We start from the raw sequence: 18,204 nt of genomic DNA, 5'->3' as shown, positions 1-18,204 counted from the left end.
CGCGTACTGTTATGCGGGATTATCAGTGCAGTGGTCGCGCAATAATGCTGCGTTCTGCCGGTTCCTCGCCAGCGTAGCTGCCGTTGGCTCTTCGCCGCTAATGCACGAGCTGCTCCGCCAGCAGGAACGCACCGATCGCTACCATCGCGGCCCCGGAGATGCAGATTACGGTCCCGGCGGCTGCGGGCGGGTGCACAGCACCATACACTGCCGGCAGGTTTTTCCAGGTTTCGCCCACCAAGAAGCGCTAGACGGTGAGCATCCGGGCTAGCATCCCGCGTACCTCCTTCAGTTCGTCCCCAGATAGGGTGATCTCCGGGGCGTACCGGCGGAACCGATTGACGGAAACAGTTCGGATTTGTTCGGTGATGATCCATCCCCCGCTCGAGGCCACCCGTATTCGGTGTATCCACCCATGTCGTTCGACGCTGGTCAATGGCAGCACGCTGACCAGTTGACCCAAGGTGATATCAAGGTGGAAGCGCGACGAGACTACCAACGCAGGCCGGTCCTTGGCTTGCTCGCGACCTCGTGCGGGATCGAAGTCGACGAACCAGACCTGCCCAGGCTCGATTGGTCGCCGAGGTGTCGGCGGGCTCAACCGCTGCTCACCGTCCACTCATCGATGATCGGGGCATCGGCCCTCGACGTTTCCTCGGCCTCGGCAACGTAGTCAGACCACCCCTCTGGGTCGGACTCGCGGTAGCGGTGTACGGCGGCGACAGCGGCGGCCCGCCAATGCTCATCGATGAGCCGGCGGATGGTCTCATCAGCGGATGCACCGCCAAACTCCTCCCGGCCGATGCGTAATACTCGCTCTCGGGTTTCGTCTCTAACTCGCAGCATGGTCCAAGTATACGTGGATGTAAACAGGCTTGTTAACAGCAGCGCATACAGAGGTACGCACCGGACTCGCCCGACTCACCGCGCCAGAACCTGGCCGGCTGCAAACGGCTGGCCGCAACTACCAACGAGCCCTCGACAACCTCGCGGAAGAATCTGGACTAGCAGCCTAAAGCTCAACCCGAAAATCCGGCTTCGCCGATCCTAGCCCTCTAGTTCTTGTCCAGTTGTTCTCGGCCTATTGATTCCAGCGTGGGCTTCAAAGCGGCTTAGCGCCTCGGAGTTGAACGGAGGGATTCGCGCAGACCGGGTATGGCGAAGTCCACCTTGCCATGCCCTGCCGGTTCGAGGAGCCCGGCATCCAGAAGTCTGGTTCGATAGTTGGCCACGAGGTTTGATTTGGCTCCCAGGCGTCGTCCAATATCACCGGCGGCTGCCGCGTCGTGTTCGGCCATCGCATGAAGGAATTCAATGTCTTTGGAGAACCGGTGGAGAGCGCTGCCTCTATCACTGTGCGTGCGTTGCGCCGGTTGGCTGCTTCGATGGCCCTGCTGATGGCCAGGGCATTGAGAATTCCGTTGTTATTTTCAGCTTCCCTCCACAGAAAGTATCCGACCAGCTGTATCAGGAATGGATACCCTTCGGTGGCTTCAGCGGCCTTTGTGAGTAAGCAATTCCGTTGTGGGCCGGCAAGACTGCGACGGCGAAGAAACAGCTTGGTGCCCGACTCGCCTTGCACGGTATGACGAACCGATCACGAGCCTGCGGGCTACGGTGTCCCTATGTGTTCCATGGCAAGGCGGCCGGTAATGCTTTGTTGCCGAAGACATGCCTGCATTTCCACGGTGAGGCCACGGGCGGCATCTAGATTTCTTGGCGCTCTCTATGGTAGATTCGAGGTGGTCGTTCAGTTATGACTGAACACATCGGTAGTCCAATCGAACTGCTGGACGGCTGCAGCACGGCGCTTGGATTGGTCCGACCACCGGGGAGGTGCGATTCGGTTGAGTTCATCCGCAGCCTTCAGACACGGTTCCAGGCTAGGTATCAGCGGTACCTCGAGTACCTCCGAGATGGAACGCCAATCAAGTCGCCAGAACACTTTCGGGCTCTTCAACGCGAAGCGGATGGGCTGGTCGTCGCTGAGCTCAAGGTTGACAAGTACCGCCTCTATGTCGTGAATCGGGGTATTTATTGGTATGCAACCCATGGGCGGGAGAAACCGAAAAACAACAGGGTGATTGTTGAGATAAACAAGGCCCTGGAGATTTACAAAGAATGTGCATAGCAAACGAAGGGCGAGATAGTGGGAGTCTTCAACACCAAGGATGCTGTCTATGCCGCGGCGTACGCCGAAGAGGCCGCCATGGTCGATGCCAGCGAAATCATTGCGAGCGCGCTGGAGCTCTCTGGGATGACCAAGAGTGAGCTTGCCCGCGCGCTGGGAGTCAGCAAGAGCGAAGTCACCGCACGGCTTGCGGGGCAACGAAACATCACAGTCAGAAGCCTCGCCAAAACCCTTCACATTTTAGGTGCACGGCTCGAACTCAGATCTGCCCATGTTGAACGACGCGGGGAATCTGAGCGCGGACGCGTGTTGCACATGGAGCAGTATCGCAGTCGTCGATTCCAACGCGAACACGAACTAAAGCTTTCGTCGTCGATAAAGTTCACGGAGCGGCGTCTCAAGAGCGCCATGGGTTCGGCGAAATGAGCGGAATGCCCCGCGCTCACTCGTTTCTCGGGATTGACCACAGAGTGGTCGCGGCAGAAGTCCGCGTCGGTGACGAGGCTGCACATGAAATCATGTGGGAGGTCTCGTTTGGTGAAAAGGACGCCGACGAAGGTTTCCGCTACGTTATGGGTTGGCTACATGGGGCTGGTGATGGTGTTCAGGTGACTGTCTCAGTCGGAGCCATTGTTATTGACACGGGCATTCCGTACGACGATGACAAGTTTTCGCGGATCTTTGCAACATCCGACGCCTGTGAGGCCCTCTACCAATCGACCCGGGCTGCTGCTGCTGTTGTGCTCGCGCTTACCAGGGAAACCCTGACTCTACCGGTTTACATGCCGCCCGCCAGTATCGCACCATTCCCTAATGAAGAAGTTGAGAATGCCAATGAATGATCTCCGATTGGGAGGATCGTAGAGAAACCGTACCTGCATGGTGCCTGGCCTCAACGTGGCAATCGACCACCGTCCACGTCCTGGCAAGCTGTATTTAGATCAGGGGGCAGAGCTCACCAGTTCATAGTGCTCGACCAAGGAGAAGGGGTCGTAAAAGCGGTGCAATAGCTCGCGCCACTGCTGATACTGCGGAGATTCCCTTAAACCCACGGTGTGATCCTCCAGACGATCCCACTGAACGAGCAGTAAGTAGGTGTTGGGCGATTCGATTGAACGCGAGAGGGACATGGTGACGAAGCCCGGCATTGACGCAATAATCAATCGAGCCTGATCGAACGCCCTCAAAATTCTGTTCGAGACCAGAAATGACAGGCAGCAGCGCGTGTTCGGTAAGCATTGGATGAGTATCGCAGCCTCCGACAGCGAGTTCCCGCTCCGGCCGGCGGAATACCCGCCCCAGCTGCGGTGAACGGCCCTTGGTTGAGTCATAACCGCACAATCGGACGCTCCGCGTGAGCTACTGGTGATCGGCTCTGAGATCTGCTCACGTTTTTGGGATGACGCTCCGACGCTTTGGAGGACACGCCGTATCTCCTTCCTGCGACGAGCTAAAACATGAGCAGATCTCAGAGCGGTAAACCGGAAAGGTGGCTAGACCGCGGCCGAAACCAGCTTCTTGGCGTCCTTAACCCGCAACTTGCCTGACATTAGCTGGGGGAGGAGCGCGTCGCGGGTGGTGGCAAGGGTGGCATTCTCTTGCAGAGCGGTCGAAATGGCAGCCTCCAGGGAAGCCAAAGACGATTCCAGATAACGCTCGTCTTCTTCCCTGACTGTAGGGATTGTCAATGATTCCAGTTGACCCCTGTTTATTGAGCCGAACACCGTGCCCTCCGCTTCAAAGGGGGCCCATGTGTCAGGAGAATCCTTGAGGATGTGGAAAAGGGTAAACGGTTGCCGTGTAGAAGATCGTATAGACGCGACCCCACGACCGATGCACGTCTCCTCAGTTGCCAGGTTTACACGTCCTACAGGTGCACGAACACTCAGCAGTGTGTCGCCCGGGAGGGCCATCCGTACCGGGCTTGTCGTCCAGACTCGGTTCGTCGGAAAGCGAACGCCAAAGTCTCGAACGCCTTGGTAGAAGACCGTTCCGTCGCCTGTTTCGTTGAAGCTCGTTCCGGCGGGGGATGAGCCCATGGTCACGGTAGCCAGCGAGGACAAGGTTATAGTCCTTGCGGCGTCCATCGCTCTGCGAGTAAGCGACCGAGCCAATTTATCCGCGATAACAACGCGTTTGGTGTTGGCGGCGATCTTGTCGTCGAGTGCGCCCAGTACTTCCGCAATCGCCCGCTGCTCAGGGATTTCGGGAAGCGTCAATTTGAGGGACCGGATATCCGCCAGATTGATATACGCCGCCATATCCGTATTGTTCATTCTGTCGGCGGCTTGGCTCCAGAACTCTGGGCTGCTGAACCAATGACGCAAGAAGCGAGGCGCCACAACGCCGGAGTTTAATATGCGAAAGAAGCACAGCTGAGGGCTATAAACGACTCGATCACGGGTTTCCGGTAGAACCGCTATACGCCCAACTGTTCCCTTAGTTGTTAGTAGGATGTCCCCCGGCTGCCCCACCTTGGGCCCAATAGCCTTTGAGTATTCCTCGGAAACGAAATCGGGGCCAGTGAAGCTGACCCCGTCGTCCGTTACGTCGGCAACACGAACGATTCGGTACCCTTCTTGGCCGTGTTCACTTCGCTTCGTTCTGTATCCGTCTCCGAACTGGAGGGCGCCACAAGCGGCTAGTTCGCCAATAGTGGTAATCCTAGAAGCCACCCGAAACCCTCCCCAACTGTTCCCGCACAACCGCGGCCAGCCGCTCGGACTCGTCGAACTGCTCGAACAGCTGCACCTTCAGCCGCTCGATTTTCTCCTCGATCGGCTCGCCGTCGTCCTCCACTTCGGCGGCGCCGACGTAGCGTCCGGGTGTGAGCGCGTAGTCGGCTGCCTTGACCTCTGCAAGGGAAGCCGAGTAGCAGAAACCGGCTTCGTCGTCGTAGGTCAGACCGGTGTCAACAGCGGACGCGGTCCCACGCCAGGCGTGGAAGGTGCCGGCGATTTTGGCGATGTCCTCATCGGACAAAGCCCGCTCGGCGCGGTCCACCATGTAGCCGAGGTTGCGCGCATCGATGAACAAGACCTGCCCGGTCCGGTCCACGGAACCGTTCTTGCCGACACTCTTGTCTTTGGCGAAGAACCAGGTGCAGACCGGGATGCCGGTGGAGCGGAAGAGCTGGGTGGGCAGGGCGATCATGCAGGAGACCAGGTCGGCCTCGACCAGTTGGGCGCGGATGTCGCCTTCGCCGCCGGAGTTCGACGACATGGAGCCGTTGGCCATGACCACGCCCGCGGAGCCGCCGGGGGCCAGCTTGGAGATGATGTGCTGGATCCAGGCGTAGTTGGCGTTGCCGGCGGGCGGGACGCCGTACTTCCAGCGCGGGTCGGACTCCGCGCGGGCCCAGTCCTTGATGTTGAAGGGCGGGTTGGCCATGATGAAGTCCGCGCCGCGGTCCCCGGTGAGCTCGGGGTGCTGGTCGCGGGCGAAGGTGTCGCCCCAGCGGGTGGCGAGGTTGGCGTTGAGGCCGTGGATGGCGAGGTTCATTTTCGCCATCCGCCAGGTGCGCTCGTTCAGTTCCTGCCCGTAGACGGAGATGTCCGAGCCCTCTTTGGCATGGTGCTCCAGGAACTTCTCGGTCTGCACGAACATGCCGCCGGAGCCGCAGCACGGGTCATACACGCGCCCGTGTGACGGTTCCAGCACCTCGACCAGCACGCGGACCACGCCGGCGGGGGTGTAGAACTCGCCGCCGCGTTTGCCCTCGGCGCGGGCGAATTTCTCCAGGAAGTATTCGTAGACCTCGCCGAGCAGGTCGCGGGCCTTGGTGGCGCCCTGGCCGGTGAAGCGGGCGGAGTTGAACAGGTCCAGCAGCTCACCCAGGCGGCGCTGGTCGATGTTGTCCCGGTTGAAGATCTTCGGCAGCGTCGCGGCCAGCGACGGATTCGCGGCCATGATCAGTTCCATCGACTCATCGATCAGCAGCCCAATGCTCTTGGCCGCTTCGCCGTCGTGCGCTTCCAGGCCCTTCGCGTGCTCGGCCAGGTACTCCCAGCGCGCCCGTTCCGGCACCCAGAACACACCGCGGCCGGTGTACTCGTCCGTGTCGTCAATGAGCTGCCCGATCTGCTCCTCGTTCAGCCCGGCCGCGGTCAGCTCGGCCTGAACCTGCCCACGCCGCTCCTCAAACGCGTCGGCGACGTACTTCAGGAACACCAGCCCCAGAATCACGTCCTTGTACTGGGACGCGTCCATGGAACCGCGCAGCTTATCCGCGGCCTTCCACAACGTGTCCTTCAGTTCCTTCATCGTGGACGGCAACGCCTCCACCTTTTTCGCGGCGGCACTTTTCTGAGCGGGCACTAGCGTATTCCTTCTGTTAAGTCAGCAAAATCGGTTGAGGTAGCAAAATCTGTGGGTCTGAAACTGTTGTCCGCGGCGCCGGCCATGAGCATTTTGGCCAGCGCATCCAGCCGGGCCAACCGTACCGCGGCGGTACGACGTTCCTGCGCCACGGCGGCCAGCGCCGCTGCCAGCGGAACCCGGGCGTCGTCGTCGAGCCGGCGGAGCGGCCACTGTTTCCAGCTCCCCGGCCGCGCCGCATTGAGGTCCGCCGCCAGCAGCTGCGGCAGCAGCCCGCCGGGATCAGTGGTGCTGATCCGCAGGATGCGTGCGGGATAAAGGACGACGGCGCCGCCCGCCGCATCGACCATGGCGGCAGGTTGCGCTCCGGTGCAGAAGATGACGTCGCCGGGCTCGGTCAGGCGCCCCTGCGGGTACTTGGCCGCGAAAGCGAGCCGGCTGATGCGGCGGCTGCCCGCGGGGTCCGCAGCCGCAAGTTCGGGCAGGCCGATGACGGCCACCTGGGCGCGGCCCGGAAGCCGATCTTCAAGGTCTGCGTCCGCGATTCTGTGTCCCGGCAGGTACTTCAGATATCCCGCGGCCTGCAGGGACGCGATGGAGGCCGGCGTCATGGCCGCCGGAGGGCCGGGCTCCAGCTTGATGGTCAGGGCGGAGTGCGGCGATTCATTGAGTGCGTCCACGAGATGCTCGGCCGCAATCAACTCGGCGGCTTGGACCGCGGGGGACGCAGGCATCGCGGCGGCGGACCTGGGACTCGTGACGGCGGCGGTCAGGGCTCCGGACCCGGCCAGCAGCGACCTGGTCAGCACCAGCCTGGCAAAGCGGAACGAGTGCGCGCGGATGAACTCCCGGCCACCCATCGACGCTGCCAGGTCACCAACCAGGTCCTGCCGGATATCGTCAGTGAGGGTGTGGCCGGTCAGGTCCGCCACCATGGTCCACCGGTCCGCGATCGGCACGTTCCGGTGCGACGGGCCCAGCACCCACAGGGCCTGTGCCTGACGAGCTTTTGACTTCAGCAGTCCCTGCGGCAACCGCACAATGGCCCGGACGCGGCCGGAGCGGAGCACATCGGAACGGACGTCCGCTGCCGCGTGGTCTCCCGCGGCCCGGTCGCCCTTGGCCCCGGTCAGCGAATCCGTCAGGACCGACGCGGGGGCAAGCACCACGCCGCAGTCTGAACCGCTCAAGCCGAGCGCCATCTCATCAATCGCGGTCAGCAGGTCGCGGGGCGCAAGTTCAGGAAAGGCCGGCGACGGGAACTGCGCCAGCCGGATCGTCCTGCCGTCGTCGGTGCCGCTTGCTCTTTCCCGCGCTGTCCCAGAGTCACGCACTGTCCCGGAGTGCTGCACTGCGTCAGAGTCCGGCAATGTGTAAATGATGCGCAGGTTCTCCTTAGAGAGTCCGTGCACCAGCAGTCGACGGCGGGCCAACCGCGCGGCGCCGTCGTCTCGACCGCCCACGGACAGGGTCGCGGATTCCGCCTCGCCCAAAATGTCCGCGACTGCGCGCAGAAAGTCACCGCCGCCGTCGTCCACAAAAACCGGCGGACCGGCGCTTCCGGCAGCCAGCTCGATGGCCGTGGCAGCCACCAGGTCGACGGCGGCGTCCGTCAGTGCCGTGCGCGCCTGGGCGTGGGCGCCGGCGCGGAAGCGGTCGGCCAGCAGCTGTTCGAAGGCGGCCTCCGCGCTGTAGGCCGCGTCCGTGAGCAGATCGGCGTAGCTGGCCAGCGATTGAAGCTCGGCGCCCAGGTCCTCGACTTCGGTGAAGAGGAAGGCGTCCTCCGGGTCGTGAGCTTCGGCGTCATCCAACAGATCGTCCTCGGCTCTGCTGCCGAGCGGAGCATCTGTCAGGCAGCGCAGCGTCAGCAGGGCCGTCAGGGCGGCAAAATTCTCCCGCCTGGCTTCCGGACCGGACGGGGTGGCAAACGCGGCCACGTCGTCGGCGGCGTGCGGATTGTTGCCGCGCCCGGTGGCGGCCAGCCACTCGACGATCTGGCCGGCGTCGAAAAGCTCCTGGTCTCCCGCCGGCTTGACCGGCCGCGGGAAGGGGGTGCCTGAGTTTTTGCTGCGCGCCCGCCACATGGAGACGACCGGGCGTTGTACCCGCGTGAGAAGTGCGACGTCGGCGAGCGTGATCAGCAATGCGGGCGACAGGGCCCCGGCTGCGCGCGTCATGCGGATCTCCCTCTGTGCGTCGGTAGCTACAGCTTATGAGTATTTACGGTTTTCTCTATACCGCCCGCGATAAGGGGCGTTATCAATGCTATGTGCCGGGTAAAGGAAATGCTGCACGTAGCGTCGTGTTATCAGCTCGGCGGGGGATCCGGACTGATACCGGCAGGGGACCCGGGGCCGGCAAATTGGGGGCGGCCCCGGGGTCCGCGCCGGAACCACCCTACTTCGCACGCACTCATTCCTCCGCACGCACTCATTCGCACCTCGTACCTTCGCGGTACCGCAGAGCATCAGGAGCACTCATGACAGAGCCGATCATCCGCACGGCGGACAACCCGCCGGGTTGCTGGGACAGCTCGGCCAATCCGTGGGTTCTGGATCAGCCGGTCAGTCTGCGGCTTCGGTGTCCTCCACCGCTTCCGTCAGCCAGCCGGTGGACGCGGCGGTACAGAGCTGCGGCGTCAAGTCCGCCACGGGCATCAGCATCATGGACACCGGGAAAAGCCTGGAAATCCAAACAGCCGGAAAGGGAAAATCCGGTCTCGCCATCTCGGATATGGGCTGCGTACTGAGGGAACTGAAAACACCGCAAAGTGTCATCGCCAAAATGGACTCCACCCGGGCCTTGGATGGCACCCAATCGGGGACATGGGGGAACTTCCCGGCGACGTGGCGATATCACCCGGACAACGGTTTCAACGTCGTGATCGAAACCGTCGCCAAGTAACCTCCCGGCCAACAAAGACCACCACATCATTCCGGGCGCGCCGACTGCCGGCGCCCCACGAAAGGACACACCATGACCGAGAAAACCATGCAGCAGGCTCCGCACCAGCAACCGACGCCCATCCGAGGGGCCGACGTTGAGGGTTCCAAATCTTTCATCACCACGTGGCTGCTGGCCCTGCTGCTTGGCGTGTTCGGCGTCGACCGGTTCTATTTGGGCAAGGTGGGGACCGGGCTGCTGAAACTGTTCACCTTCGGCGGCCTGGGAGTCTGGGTCCTCGTTGACCTGGTGATCACGCTGACCGGCAACCAGCGGGACAAAAAGGGCTTTCTTCTGGCGGGGTACGCGAATCGCAAGGTGCTCGCCTGGGTGGTGACCGCCGTCGTTATTGCCATGAGTGCAGCCGGTGGCGGAAGTGCCGGTGCCGGAGCCGGCAGCAGCGTCGCCGCTGGGACCGGCACCGGCGTTGAAGCGCCCGCCCCGGGGGCACCGGCACCGGCAGCCCCGGCCGCAGCCGCTCCCGTAAAGGCGGCACCAAAGGCGGCACCAAAGGCGGCACCAAAGGCGGCGGAAAAAACGTGGACCGAGGTCGGCGCGCTGACCGGGACCGCGAATACTGCCGGACAGGTCTTTGAGCTGACCGGAGCCGATGCGCAGCTGACCTACGAGTTCACCGGCCCCGGGGACAGCTTTGCCGTCGTCGCCGTGTACCTGGAGCCGGCGGGAAAAGACATCGATAAGGACGGCCCGATCCCCGTGGTCATGCTCTCTAAACCCGGGCAGAGCGCGACCGCGTTGCACAAGAAAGCCGGCAAGTACTTCCTGGACGTGCGCGCGGCGAACATCGACTCCTGGACGGTCAAGGTGGAAGAAAAGAAGTAGACAGGTCCTTCGCGTCAGCCATGTTAATGGTCCGGTCCACTGTGCAACGCTCAGTGGCCAATGGGCGACATGACTAAGCCAGAGCTGAGGCCCGCGCCAGAGCTGAGGTCTACGGGGCGGAAAGTCCGAATCGCTTGTACAACAGCGGCAGTCCTGCCTTCACTCCGTACTGGACGGCATCTCCGCGGTGGCCGACGCCGGTCCCGGTGAATCGGAGGGTATTCATCCCGGCCGCTTTCGCATCGGCCTGAGCTTTCACCGCCTGCGGCGTGTAGGTCCGGTCAAGGGAGCCGCTGGTGAAGATCGCCAATTCGTCCTTGTATTTGTGTGCTTTGAGGATATTGGCCGGCTTCTCGGCGTCAAAAGCGGCCTGATTCCCAGCAAATACCTTGCTCACGGTGTTCGCGATGGAGCCGTCGCGGGGTTCCAGCTCACCGGATATATCCAGAATTGAGCCAAAGAGGTCGGGTCTTTTCGCGCCAAACGAGAGCGCGCATTCACCGCCATTGGAATAGCCACCAACGGCCCAACGAGCCCGGTCCGCGGCCACATTCAGGTTTTTGTGGATGTAGTTTACGACGTCGACTGTAACGTAGGTGCCGACGTTGCCCTTGGGCGAGTCGACGCAAAGCGGGTTCTGGTAAGGGCTGCCCAGTTGGTCAACGGTGAGTACGATGGGCCCGAGTCCCTGATGTTGTTTGGCCATGGCGTCAAGTTCCTGCACGGCAAGTTGGCTCTGTTCCGGACCGCCCGGTTGGCCCATCATCATAACGAGGACCGGCAACGGCGGCGGGTTGTCCACCAAGGCTGCCGGAGGCAGGTAAAGGTACGCATCACGGGCCGGAAAGCCCGAGGCATCGGCTGGAATCGCGACAGTCCCTGTTCGTCCCACGGTCGGCATCCCCGCCGGCGCCGTCCAGTTCTGCCACAATGCGGCGGCGCTTGACTGCTGCAAGGCCGGACTAAGTTTGGGCAGGGCCAAATGATGGACCGGATTGAGATTCAGCAGGGAACCCAACGTTGAGTTCAATCCGTACCCGGCGTTGATTCCCAGGGTCGCCGTGGTGATGAAGAGCGCGACGGCGACGACGGCGACAGTCTTCCGCCACCAGCGTGACCGCCACAAATTCACGAGCGCGAGGGCCACCCCGGCAAACGCCGCGACAACCCAGACCCTCGTGTCCGGATCCAGAGGTATGCCGAAAACGTCCAGCACCTTCTCGCAAACGTAAAGGGTAACTGCTCCTATCACCGCACCGCCGACTACGGCCACGGTCACAGTGATCAGCCAGGCCCTAGGACGCGGGAGCTTGGGCAGCGACCGCTGAACGGGCCCGCCCTTGGAGGGCCGCAGTGCGGGGGGCAGCACCACGGACCGAACCAACAGATACAGAACCGCCAACAGACTTGCCGCGTAGAAGGCAAAGAGCAAGGGTCCTTGGACGATATTGAGATTGAGGAGCGGTTCCACGTCGTCTTTCCTGAGGGGTGTCGGCCTAGGTCGGGCCACGCCCAACCCAGACCGGGCGGTGAAGTTCTTAGCCGCGCCGGCACAGTGGGTTTGATTTCCTGAACGTGCTCGAGACCATCAGCACGAACAAATATCCGGCTCGCACCAACTGGTGAGCCTGCCCGTAAGCATGTCTGCAGTGTCTGTAAGGAGACTGTGAACGGCACGCCAGTACGCTTGACGAGCGGCAGGTTCGCTGGTTTACGAGCCATTGTTGCGCCACATGACTTGAACCCCAGGGAACCTTGAAGCGGGGAGGGCCGATCGTCCATAATGAACAGCAGAATCAAGAGTCCCGACCACAGGCCCTGGCCGGTCGGGCGGCAACCCTCATCGCTATAGTGGGGTGCCCCAGGTGACGATTCGACGCCGCCCGGCGCAGGACCGGGCCGCGTAAGTATGGCGTCGTGCCCGGCACGCGCCTTCGACCCGAAGGAACCTCCCATGACCGAAACCACAGTTCTCACCTCCGCAGGGGAAGCCGGCGCCCAGGATCCAGCCGTGGACCGTTCCGCCAGGCTTGCCGAGGCAGGCGGATTTTGGGCCCGTCGCATTAGCGCGGATACGGCCAACGCCAAGCTGACGTACCGGGCGGACGGGGTCGGCGTCGGCTCCGTCGCCACCCGCATCAGCGCCGGCAAGCACCAGTTCACTGTCGATGAGCCGGCGGGACTCGCCGGTGATGACATTGCCGCCAGCCCGGTCGAATACGCCCTCGGCGCGCTCGTGTCCTGCCAGGTGGTGGTCTACCGTCTGTACGCCGACCAGCTCGGCATCGTGATCGAGGACATCAGCATCGAAGCCGAAGGGGATCTGGATGTCCGCGGCCTGTTTGGCATCGACCCCGCCGTCCGCCCCGGCTTCGAAGCCATCCGATTGAAGGTCAACATCAAGGGCCCGGAAACGCAGGAACGTTACGAGGAACTGCGCCGCGCGGTGGATGAGCGCTGCCCCGTTCTGGACCTATTCACGAATCCGACCCCGGTCAGCGCGGCCGTCGCCAAGGTGTAACCGTCGAGGAACTTTCAGGCAAATCCCTTGCTTCGATTAGCTTGATTCAGATAGTCTGAATCGCATGAAGGTAATGAGCGCATCCGAGGTATCACGGGCGTTCTCAGCCGTCCTCGACGAGGCCGAGCACGGCGAGACGATCGTGATCACCCGGGCGGGGCGCCGGGTCGCGACGATCACGGCGACCAGCGCGGCCACCTGGGGCTCGCTGCGGGCGGCATTAGCCGACTGGACACCGACGCCCGACCCGACATTCGAAAACGACATGCAGGCCGCCCGCGCCGCGGTCACGCCCGACGAGGACCCGTGGCCGAGCGCCTGATCCTCGACACCAGTGTCCTGATCGCGGCCGAACGCGGCCGGCTCGACCTGGCTGCAGCCGCCGGCGACGACGCCGACGCCACGGTGCCGGCGATCGTCATTGCTGAATACCTCACCGGCGTGCGCGTGTCCGCGACCGACGCGCAGCGTACCGCCCGCCGAGAGTTCCTCGATCGCGCCCTACAGGCACTTCCGATCGAGAACTACACGCGCCGCGTCGCCGTACGACACAGCGAACTGCTCGCCCACGTCCACCGCTCCGGAGCCCCGCGCGGAGCGCACGACCTGATCATTGCCGCCACCGCTCTGGCCACCGGGCGCACCGTACTCACCACCGACGCCCGGGCCGGCTTCGACCAACTTCCGGGCGTCATCGCCCGCCTGATCACAGCCTGAGACGCCAGACCGGCCGCCCGCGCGCCGGAGGGGGGACATGGGCCCCCTGCCTACGTGTCCGCAGCTGTTGATTTCGAGGGGTGGCGGGGCAGGGTGGTCTTCCGTTCGGGAGCCGAGTGTGAGTGCTGCGGGCAGAGGGTGGTTGTCGGCTTCAGCCGAGCGCCGCGCGCAGGGCCTGCGCGGCCGCCGTCGGATCCGTTGCCTCGGTGACAGCCCGCACGACAACGATGCGGCTGGCTCCCGCGGCAACGACCTGGTCCACGTTGCCGAGGTCGATGCCGCCGATGGCGAACCACGGGGTCCGCGTGCGGAGCGAGGCGGCGTACTTCACCATTTCCAGGCCGACGGCGGTACGGCCGGGCTTGGTCGGGGTGGCCCAGACCGGGCCGACGCAAAAGTAGTCCACGGCGTCGTCTCTGAAACCGCCAACTGTCCCGCCGGCCCGGCCCGCGCCGTCGTCGGACGCTAAGTCCGACCAGCCCGCACTGTCGCCCGCAGCGGCGGCCGCCTGTTCCGGCGTGTGGCTGGAACGTCCCACCGCGACGCCGGCGCCCAGCAGCGATCTGGCCGCGGCGACCGGCAGATCCTGCTGGCCGATGTGAAAGACCGGGGCGCCGGAAAGCGTGGCGATGTCCGCCCGGTCATTGACGGCCCAGAGTTTGCCGTGTTCCCGGGCGACGGCGCGCAGCACCGCCAGCTGTTCCAGCTCCTCGGCGGCCTGCAGCGTCTTGTCCCGGAGCTGGATGATATCCACTCCTCCGGCGTAGGCCGCGCGCAGGAAATCCGCAAAATCCCCACGGTCCTTGCGCGCATCGGTGCACAGATACAGCCTCGCGTCGGCAACAGAAGGCTGGGCGGAGGGAGCGGCGGAATCCGGCGCGGAAGCGGTTATGGCAGGAATGGGCGTCATATCTCATAGACTAGTTCAGTACCGCGGGAGCCGGAAAAGCCGGCTGAGAGGGCACCGGGCGTTGCGCCACGTGCCGACCGACTTGTTCCGCTGGGCCAACGGCCCGGCGGACGGAACCTGATCCGGCTCATACCGGCGTAGGGAAGGAGAACACGTGCCAGCGAGCAATGAATTGGCCCTTGAAGCCGACGTCGTCGTGATCGGCGGCGGCATCGTGGGCCTGGGCATCGCCTGGGAGGCGCAGCGTACCGGACGCTCTGTGACGGTCATCGATCCCAGCCCTGCCGCCGGCGCAACGTTCGCCGCAGCCGGGATGCTGGCTCCTGTCAGCGAGCTGCATTACCAGGAGGAGCAGTTGCTGGGGCTGACACTGGCCTCCGCCGCGCTGTGGCCGGAGTTCGTGGCGCCGCTGGCTGCGGCTGGTCATGCGGACACCGGTTTCCGGACGACGGCGACGCTGGTGCTGGGTGCCGACGCGGCAGACCGCAGGGCGCTCGCCGACCTGCGGCAGGTCCAGCTCTCGCTTGGGCTGGCGGTGGATCCGCTGACCATCCGCGAGGCCCGCGCTGAAGAACCCCTGCTGGGTCCCCAGCTCTCCTGCGCCTTTCGAGTGGCGCACGATCATCAGGTGGATCCCCGGGGGTTGGCAACGGCGATCCGGGTGCAGCTGAATGTGGTCGCGGCCGCGTCCGGGCGGCTGATGGAGGAACAGACCTCGATCCGGCGGAAGGCCACTGGTCTGGTGCACCGCGATCCCGCCGATCCCGATTCCCGCGTCACGGGGGTGCTGCTGGAGGACGGGCGCACGGTCCGTGCCGGTGAGGTGGTAGTGGCCAACGGGCTGGGGGCCCCCGCCCTGACCGGTCTGCCGGCCGGACTTCGGCTGCCGCTGCGCCCGGTGTATGGAGACATTCTTCGGCTCGGTGTTCCGGAACATCTCCGGCCGCTGCTCACCTCCACCGTCCGCGGACTGGTGCGCGGGGTGCCGGTGTACATCGTGCCGCGCAACGACGGGACGGTGGTCATCGGTGCGACCCAGCGCGAGGAGGGAGTCGTCGGAGGTTCGGCAGGGGCCGCGGGGGGCGAAGTTGGGACCGCGGGAAGCTCGCGGAGCCGAGATGGGACTGCGGAAAGCACCTCGGGAAGCACCGCGGCGGGCGTGTCCGCCGGCGGGGTCTATGCGCTGCTGCGCGACGCCCAGACCCTGGTGCCGGCAGTTGCAGAGCTGGAACTCCTGGAGACAACCGCGCGCGCCCGGCCCGGGACACCGGACAACGCACCGCTGCTCGGCCGGGTGGCCGGACGACACGGCGACGTGGAGGGACTCATCATCGCCACCGGCTTCTTCCGGCACGGGGTGCTGTTGACCCCGATCGCCGCGCAGATCTGCCGGCAGCTGATGAACGGCATCACGGCCCTGGAGTGGACGCCGTTCCGCCCGGACCGGTTTTCGGTGGTCGCCTATTCGGCCGGCGCCTATTCGGTCGACCCCGGTTCGGCCGGTCCCGATGCGGCCGGACCTGCCGCACCGTCAACACCGTCAGCAGTCCCAGCAACGGCAGCCCCGTCAGCTGTTCACAATCATGAGGGGGATTACCAATGATCAGCATCAGGCTCAACGGACAAAACCAGCAGGTGGAAACCGGCCAGCACGTGGCCGCCCTGGTTTCCGGGGTCACCGGGCGCGCCATCGACGCGTTCGGCCAGGCATCCGATGGCGCTCGGCTCGGCGTGGCCGTGGCCGTCAATGCCGCCATTGTCCCGCGCAGCCGGTGGAACGCCACCGAGCTGGCGGATAACGACGACGTGGAAATCGTGACCGCGGTTCAGGGTGGCTAGCGACCCACCGGCAGGTGGCCTTCGGGCTGACCGACAGGCTGACGGGGCGGTGGATGCGGCGGATTCCGCGGCTCATGCAGTGGCGGATGCGGAAATAACCATGGAAAGACGAAGGAAGAAGCAATGAACGAGCAGGCAGTTAAGACGACGTTGGACCCGACCGCTGCCCGCGCGGCGCTCGCCGATTCTCCGGGTGCGGATTGCCTGATGATCGACGGCGTTGCGCTGGCCTCGCGTCTGATCATGGGAACCGGTGGAGCGCCCAGTCTGGACGGGCTGGGAGCAGCGCTACTGGCCTCCGGAACGGAGCTGACCACCGTGGCCATGCGGCGGCACAATCTCTCAGCCCCTGCCGGCACCTCGCTCTTTGACCTGCTGCTGGAACACCACATCCGGGTGCTGCCCAATACCGCGGGGTGCTTTACCGCACGCGAAGCCGTGATGACGGCGGAGCTGGCCCGCGAGGCGCTGGAAACGGATTGGGTGAAGCTGGAAGTCATCGCCGACGAGCGCACGTTGTTGCCGGACGCCGTCGAACTCGTTGACGCCACGGAACAACTGGTGGGCCGCGGGTTCAAGGTCTTCGCCTATACCAATGACGACCCGGTGCTGGCGCTGAGGCTGGAAAACCTGGGCGCGGCGGCCGTGATGCCGCTCGGCGCGCCGATCGGCACCGGGCTAGGCATTTTGAATCCGCACAACATTGAACTGATCGTCGCGCGGGCCTCCGTTCCGGTGGTGCTTGATGCCGGTATTGGCACCGCCTCCGACGCGGCACTCGCGATGGAACTGGGCTGCGACGCCGTCCTGCTGGCGACTGCCGTCACGCGTGCCCAAGACCCGGTCAGGATGGCGGAAGCCTTTAAACATGCCGTGATCGGCGGTAGGCTGGCCGCACAGGCCGGGCGGATTCCACGGCGTGAACACGCGCTGGCCTCCTCAGCGATGGAGGGTCGACCGGACCTGTAGCTGCCCATCATCTGATCGGCAGCACACGGACAACGAGGGAGCCCGCGATGGCAGCCATCGACGTTCTGAACCGGCAGCAGCTCCATGACGCGCTGGAGGTATTGCCGCACTGGCGCTACCGGTTGGGGGGTCTGCAGTCCGTGTTCAAGCTGTCGTCCGCCCGCGCGGCCCTGGATCTGCTGGCCCGCATCGGCGACCTGGCGGAGGCGGCCGGCCATCATCCGGACGTTGACTGGCGCTATAATCTGTTGTTCCTCAGGCTGACATCCCATGATGCCGGCAGCGAGGTGACCAGCCGGGACGCGGCACTTGCCAAGGAAATCTCAGCCGCCGCCGAAGAGGTTTCAGCCACCGCGAAACCGGAGCTGAACCGGACGGTGGAGCTGGGCATCGACACGGCCGACCCGAGCGCCGTGGCCGAGACCTGGCGGCTGGCGCTGGGTTACAAGGACGGACCCTACGGCGATCTGGTGGACCCCTATGGTCGCGGCCCGAACGTGTGGTTCCAGAAAACGGAAACCCCCAACTCCAGCCGAATGCATGTGGATGTGCACGTCTGCGCCACGGAATCTCCCGCTGTACTCAGCGCTGTCGAAGGTACCGGGGCCGGGCTGGACCACAGCCATGCACCCCAGTGGGTGATTGTCACGGATGCCCAGCAGAACAGGCTGTGCATGTGCACCGAGGAAGGGCGCGGCCCGGATCTGTGAGGACGGATTTGCGCCCGGCATGTGGCCCTCGTCGCAGGGTAAGGAACAAACGGCTCGTATGGAAGAACGACGCAGGTCGGCGGAGAAGCCAGGTGCTGGAGCTTGTCCGGGGACCGCAGCCGGCTGGGTTTGCGTGTGAACTCCTGAGGGTTGGTCGAGAGGATGCGCAGAGCATCCTGCCCGACTGACCTTTCGCCCTCGTCGAGAATGAGCCAGGATCGGTGCTGGGGGGTCTTTTAGCTCGCCTGCAAGGGTAATAATCCGTGACCGGTCGCTGCCCTTCATGGCCCCAATCACGGCCAGA

Annotated in this window: 22 protein-coding genes and 1 riboswitch; of the genes, 12 read left to right on the top strand and 10 right to left on the bottom strand. The window is 64.1% G+C overall.

What is annotated here, in order from left to right; translation table 11 throughout:
- Window positions 1-97: 97 nt before the first annotated feature.
- The 4 genes from QMG52_RS05665 to QMG52_RS22145 form a co-directional block, all read right to left on the bottom strand.
- The gene (locus QMG52_RS05665) at window positions 98-238 is read right to left on the bottom strand and encodes a hypothetical protein (RefSeq protein ID WP_283559456.1); all 141 of its coding nucleotides are present in this window, start codon (window positions 236-238) and stop codon (window positions 98-100) included.
- Window positions 239-247: 9 nt separating this feature from the next.
- On the bottom strand, window positions 248-619 hold the full coding sequence (locus tag QMG52_RS22150) for a type II toxin-antitoxin system PemK/MazF family toxin (RefSeq protein ID WP_502920453.1): 372 nt from the start codon (window positions 617-619) through the stop codon (window positions 248-250).
- On the bottom strand, window positions 598-846 hold the full coding sequence (locus QMG52_RS05660; RefSeq protein ID WP_283559455.1) for a hypothetical protein: 249 nt from the start codon (window positions 844-846) through the stop codon (window positions 598-600). The genes QMG52_RS22150 and QMG52_RS05660 overlap by 22 nt, the downstream gene beginning before the upstream one ends.
- A 266-nt stretch (window positions 847-1,112) precedes the next feature.
- Entirely contained in the window at window positions 1,113-1,298 is a 186-nt protein-coding gene (locus tag QMG52_RS22145) for a DUF8462 domain-containing protein (protein WP_502920452.1), read from the bottom strand.
- A gap of 458 nt (window positions 1,299-1,756) precedes the next feature.
- On the opposite strand from QMG52_RS22145, the gene QMG52_RS05655 reads away from it, so the two are divergent.
- The 3 genes from QMG52_RS05655 to QMG52_RS05645 are packed head-to-tail and all read left to right on the top strand — an operon-like array spanning window position 1,757 to window position 2,973.
- Window positions 1,757-2,131, top strand: coding sequence for a hypothetical protein (locus QMG52_RS05655; RefSeq protein ID WP_283559454.1), 375 nt, complete (start codon window positions 1,757-1,759; stop codon window positions 2,129-2,131).
- Window positions 2,132-2,149: 18 nt separating this feature from the next.
- Window positions 2,150-2,557, top strand: coding sequence for a helix-turn-helix domain-containing protein (locus QMG52_RS05650; protein ID WP_283559453.1), 408 nt, complete (start codon window positions 2,150-2,152; stop codon window positions 2,555-2,557).
- Window positions 2,554-2,973 (top strand): hypothetical protein, encoded by a 420-nt coding sequence (locus QMG52_RS05645; RefSeq protein WP_283559452.1) that lies wholly within the window; start codon window positions 2,554-2,556, stop codon window positions 2,971-2,973. Before QMG52_RS05650 ends, QMG52_RS05645 begins: the two co-directional genes overlap by 4 nt.
- A gap of 99 nt (window positions 2,974-3,072) precedes the next feature.
- On the opposite strand, the gene QMG52_RS21885 is transcribed toward QMG52_RS05645, so the two are convergent.
- From QMG52_RS21885 to QMG52_RS05625, 4 genes are all read right to left on the bottom strand, one after another.
- Entirely contained in the window at window positions 3,073-3,261 is a 189-nt protein-coding gene (locus QMG52_RS21885) for an antibiotic biosynthesis monooxygenase family protein (protein ID WP_349361661.1), read from the bottom strand.
- Window positions 3,262-3,624: 363 nt separating this feature from the next.
- The gene (locus QMG52_RS05635) at window positions 3,625-4,806 is read right to left on the bottom strand and encodes a restriction endonuclease subunit S (RefSeq protein ID WP_283559451.1); all 1,182 of its coding nucleotides are present in this window, start codon (window positions 4,804-4,806) and stop codon (window positions 3,625-3,627) included.
- Entirely contained in the window at window positions 4,796-6,394 is a 1,599-nt protein-coding gene (locus QMG52_RS05630; protein WP_283559527.1) for a class I SAM-dependent DNA methyltransferase, read from the bottom strand. The genes QMG52_RS05635 and QMG52_RS05630 overlap by 11 nt, the downstream gene beginning before the upstream one ends.
- A gap of 53 nt (window positions 6,395-6,447) precedes the next feature.
- Entirely contained in the window at window positions 6,448-8,625 is a 2,178-nt protein-coding gene (locus tag QMG52_RS05625; protein WP_283559450.1) for a hypothetical protein, read from the bottom strand.
- Window positions 8,626-9,028: 403 nt separating this feature from the next.
- Here QMG52_RS05625 and QMG52_RS05620 point away from each other — a divergent pair, with 403 nt between their 5' ends.
- Together QMG52_RS05620 and QMG52_RS05615 are read left to right on the top strand one after the other, a co-directional pair.
- Complete coding sequence (locus QMG52_RS05620) at window positions 9,029-9,352, top strand: hypothetical protein (protein WP_283559449.1); 324 nt, start codon at window positions 9,029-9,031, stop codon at window positions 9,350-9,352.
- 72 nt (window positions 9,353-9,424) lie between these two features.
- Complete coding sequence (locus tag QMG52_RS05615; RefSeq protein ID WP_283559448.1) at window positions 9,425-10,234, top strand: TM2 domain-containing protein; 810 nt, start codon at window positions 9,425-9,427, stop codon at window positions 10,232-10,234.
- Window positions 10,235-10,343: 109 nt separating this feature from the next.
- Here QMG52_RS05615 and QMG52_RS05610 read toward each other — a convergent pair whose 3' ends face one another.
- Window positions 10,344-11,705 carry an alpha/beta hydrolase gene (locus QMG52_RS05610; protein ID WP_283559447.1) on the bottom strand — a complete coding sequence of 454 codons (1,362 nt, stop codon included), beginning with the start codon at window positions 11,703-11,705 and terminating at the stop codon, window positions 10,344-10,346.
- A gap of 323 nt (window positions 11,706-12,028) precedes the next feature.
- Window positions 12,029-12,150, top strand: a riboswitch (SAM riboswitch).
- 38 nt (window positions 12,151-12,188) lie between these two features.
- Between QMG52_RS05610 and QMG52_RS05605 the strand changes: the two genes are divergently transcribed.
- From QMG52_RS05605 to QMG52_RS05595, 3 genes are all read left to right on the top strand, one after another.
- Window positions 12,189-12,755 (top strand): OsmC family protein, encoded by a 567-nt coding sequence (locus tag QMG52_RS05605; protein WP_283559446.1) that lies wholly within the window; start codon window positions 12,189-12,191, stop codon window positions 12,753-12,755.
- Between the two features lie 73 nt (window positions 12,756-12,828).
- A complete protein-coding gene (locus QMG52_RS05600) occupies window positions 12,829-13,077 on the top strand; it encodes a type II toxin-antitoxin system Phd/YefM family antitoxin (RefSeq protein WP_283559445.1) in 249 nt (82 codons plus the stop codon).
- On the top strand, window positions 13,062-13,472 hold the full coding sequence (locus QMG52_RS05595) for a PIN domain-containing protein (protein WP_283559444.1): 411 nt from the start codon (window positions 13,062-13,064) through the stop codon (window positions 13,470-13,472). The genes QMG52_RS05600 and QMG52_RS05595 overlap by 16 nt, the downstream gene beginning before the upstream one ends.
- Before the next feature lie 151 nt (window positions 13,473-13,623).
- Here QMG52_RS05595 and QMG52_RS05590 read toward each other — a convergent pair whose 3' ends face one another.
- Window positions 13,624-14,382, bottom strand: a complete 759-nt coding sequence (locus tag QMG52_RS05590) for a thiamine phosphate synthase (protein WP_283559443.1) — start codon at window positions 14,380-14,382, stop codon at window positions 13,624-13,626.
- 154 nt (window positions 14,383-14,536) lie between these two features.
- On the opposite strand from QMG52_RS05590, the gene QMG52_RS05585 reads away from it, so the two are divergent.
- The 4 genes from QMG52_RS05585 (at window position 14,537) to QMG52_RS05570 (ending at window position 17,900) form a co-directional block, all read left to right on the top strand.
- A complete protein-coding gene (locus QMG52_RS05585) occupies window positions 14,537-15,985 on the top strand; it encodes an FAD-dependent oxidoreductase (protein WP_283559442.1) in 1,449 nt (482 codons plus the stop codon).
- Window positions 15,985-16,221 (top strand): sulfur carrier protein ThiS, encoded by a 237-nt coding sequence (gene thiS, locus QMG52_RS05580; protein ID WP_283559526.1) that lies wholly within the window; start codon window positions 15,985-15,987, stop codon window positions 16,219-16,221. Before QMG52_RS05585 ends, thiS begins: the two co-directional genes overlap by 1 nt.
- Before the next feature lie 207 nt (window positions 16,222-16,428).
- Window positions 16,429-17,190 (top strand): thiazole synthase, encoded by a 762-nt coding sequence (locus QMG52_RS05575; RefSeq protein WP_283559525.1) that lies wholly within the window; start codon window positions 16,429-16,431, stop codon window positions 17,188-17,190.
- Between the two features lie 47 nt (window positions 17,191-17,237).
- Window positions 17,238-17,900: a 4a-hydroxytetrahydrobiopterin dehydratase gene (locus QMG52_RS05570; RefSeq protein WP_283559441.1), complete on the top strand. Its 663-nt coding sequence runs from the start codon at window positions 17,238-17,240 to the stop codon at window positions 17,898-17,900.
- Window positions 17,901-18,204 lie beyond the last annotated feature (304 nt).

It is taken from the genome of Paenarthrobacter sp. PH39-S1 (genome assembly GCF_030063245.1).
Classification (GTDB): domain Bacteria; phylum Actinomycetota; class Actinomycetes; order Actinomycetales; family Micrococcaceae; genus Arthrobacter_M.
The sequence above is the reverse complement of the archived record's forward strand: the minus strand, read 5'-3'. Positions and strand labels throughout refer to the sequence as shown.

Bases quoted from the DNA above. Each gene is read 5' to 3' on its own strand.
- QMG52_RS05590 (WP_283559443.1), bottom strand. From the start codon at position 14,382: ATGACGCCCATTCCTGCCATAACCGCTTCCGCGCCGGATTCCGCCGCT.
- QMG52_RS05600 (WP_283559445.1), top strand. From the start codon at position 12,829: ATGAGCGCATCCGAGGTATCACGGGCGTTCTCAGCCGTCCTCGACGAG.
- QMG52_RS05645 (WP_283559452.1), top strand. From the start codon at position 2,554: ATGAGCGGAATGCCCCGCGCTCACTCGTTTCTCGGGATTGACCACAGA.
- QMG52_RS05570 (WP_283559441.1), top strand. From the start codon at position 17,238: ATGGCAGCCATCGACGTTCTGAACCGGCAGCAGCTCCATGACGCGCTG.
- QMG52_RS05575 (WP_283559525.1), top strand. From the start codon at position 16,429: ATGATCGACGGCGTTGCGCTGGCCTCGCGTCTGATCATGGGAACCGGT.
- QMG52_RS05655 (WP_283559454.1), top strand. From the start codon at position 1,757: ATGACTGAACACATCGGTAGTCCAATCGAACTGCTGGACGGCTGCAGC.
- QMG52_RS22145 (WP_502920452.1), bottom strand. From the start codon at position 1,298: ATGGCCGAACACGACGCGGCAGCCGCCGGTGATATTGGACGACGCCTG.
- QMG52_RS21885 (WP_349361661.1), bottom strand. From the start codon at position 3,261: ATGTCCCTCTCGCGTTCAATCGAATCGCCCAACACCTACTTACTGCTC.
- QMG52_RS05660 (WP_283559455.1), bottom strand. From the start codon at position 846: ATGCTGCGAGTTAGAGACGAAACCCGAGAGCGAGTATTACGCATCGGC.
- QMG52_RS05625 (WP_283559450.1), bottom strand. From the start codon at position 8,625: ATGACGCGCGCAGCCGGGGCCCTGTCGCCCGCATTGCTGATCACGCTC.
- QMG52_RS05615 (WP_283559448.1), top strand. From the start codon at position 9,425: ATGACCGAGAAAACCATGCAGCAGGCTCCGCACCAGCAACCGACGCCC.
- QMG52_RS05630 (WP_283559527.1), bottom strand. From the start codon at position 6,394: ATGAAGGAACTGAAGGACACGTTGTGGAAGGCCGCGGATAAGCTGCGC.
- QMG52_RS05605 (WP_283559446.1), top strand. From the start codon at position 12,189: ATGACCGAAACCACAGTTCTCACCTCCGCAGGGGAAGCCGGCGCCCAG.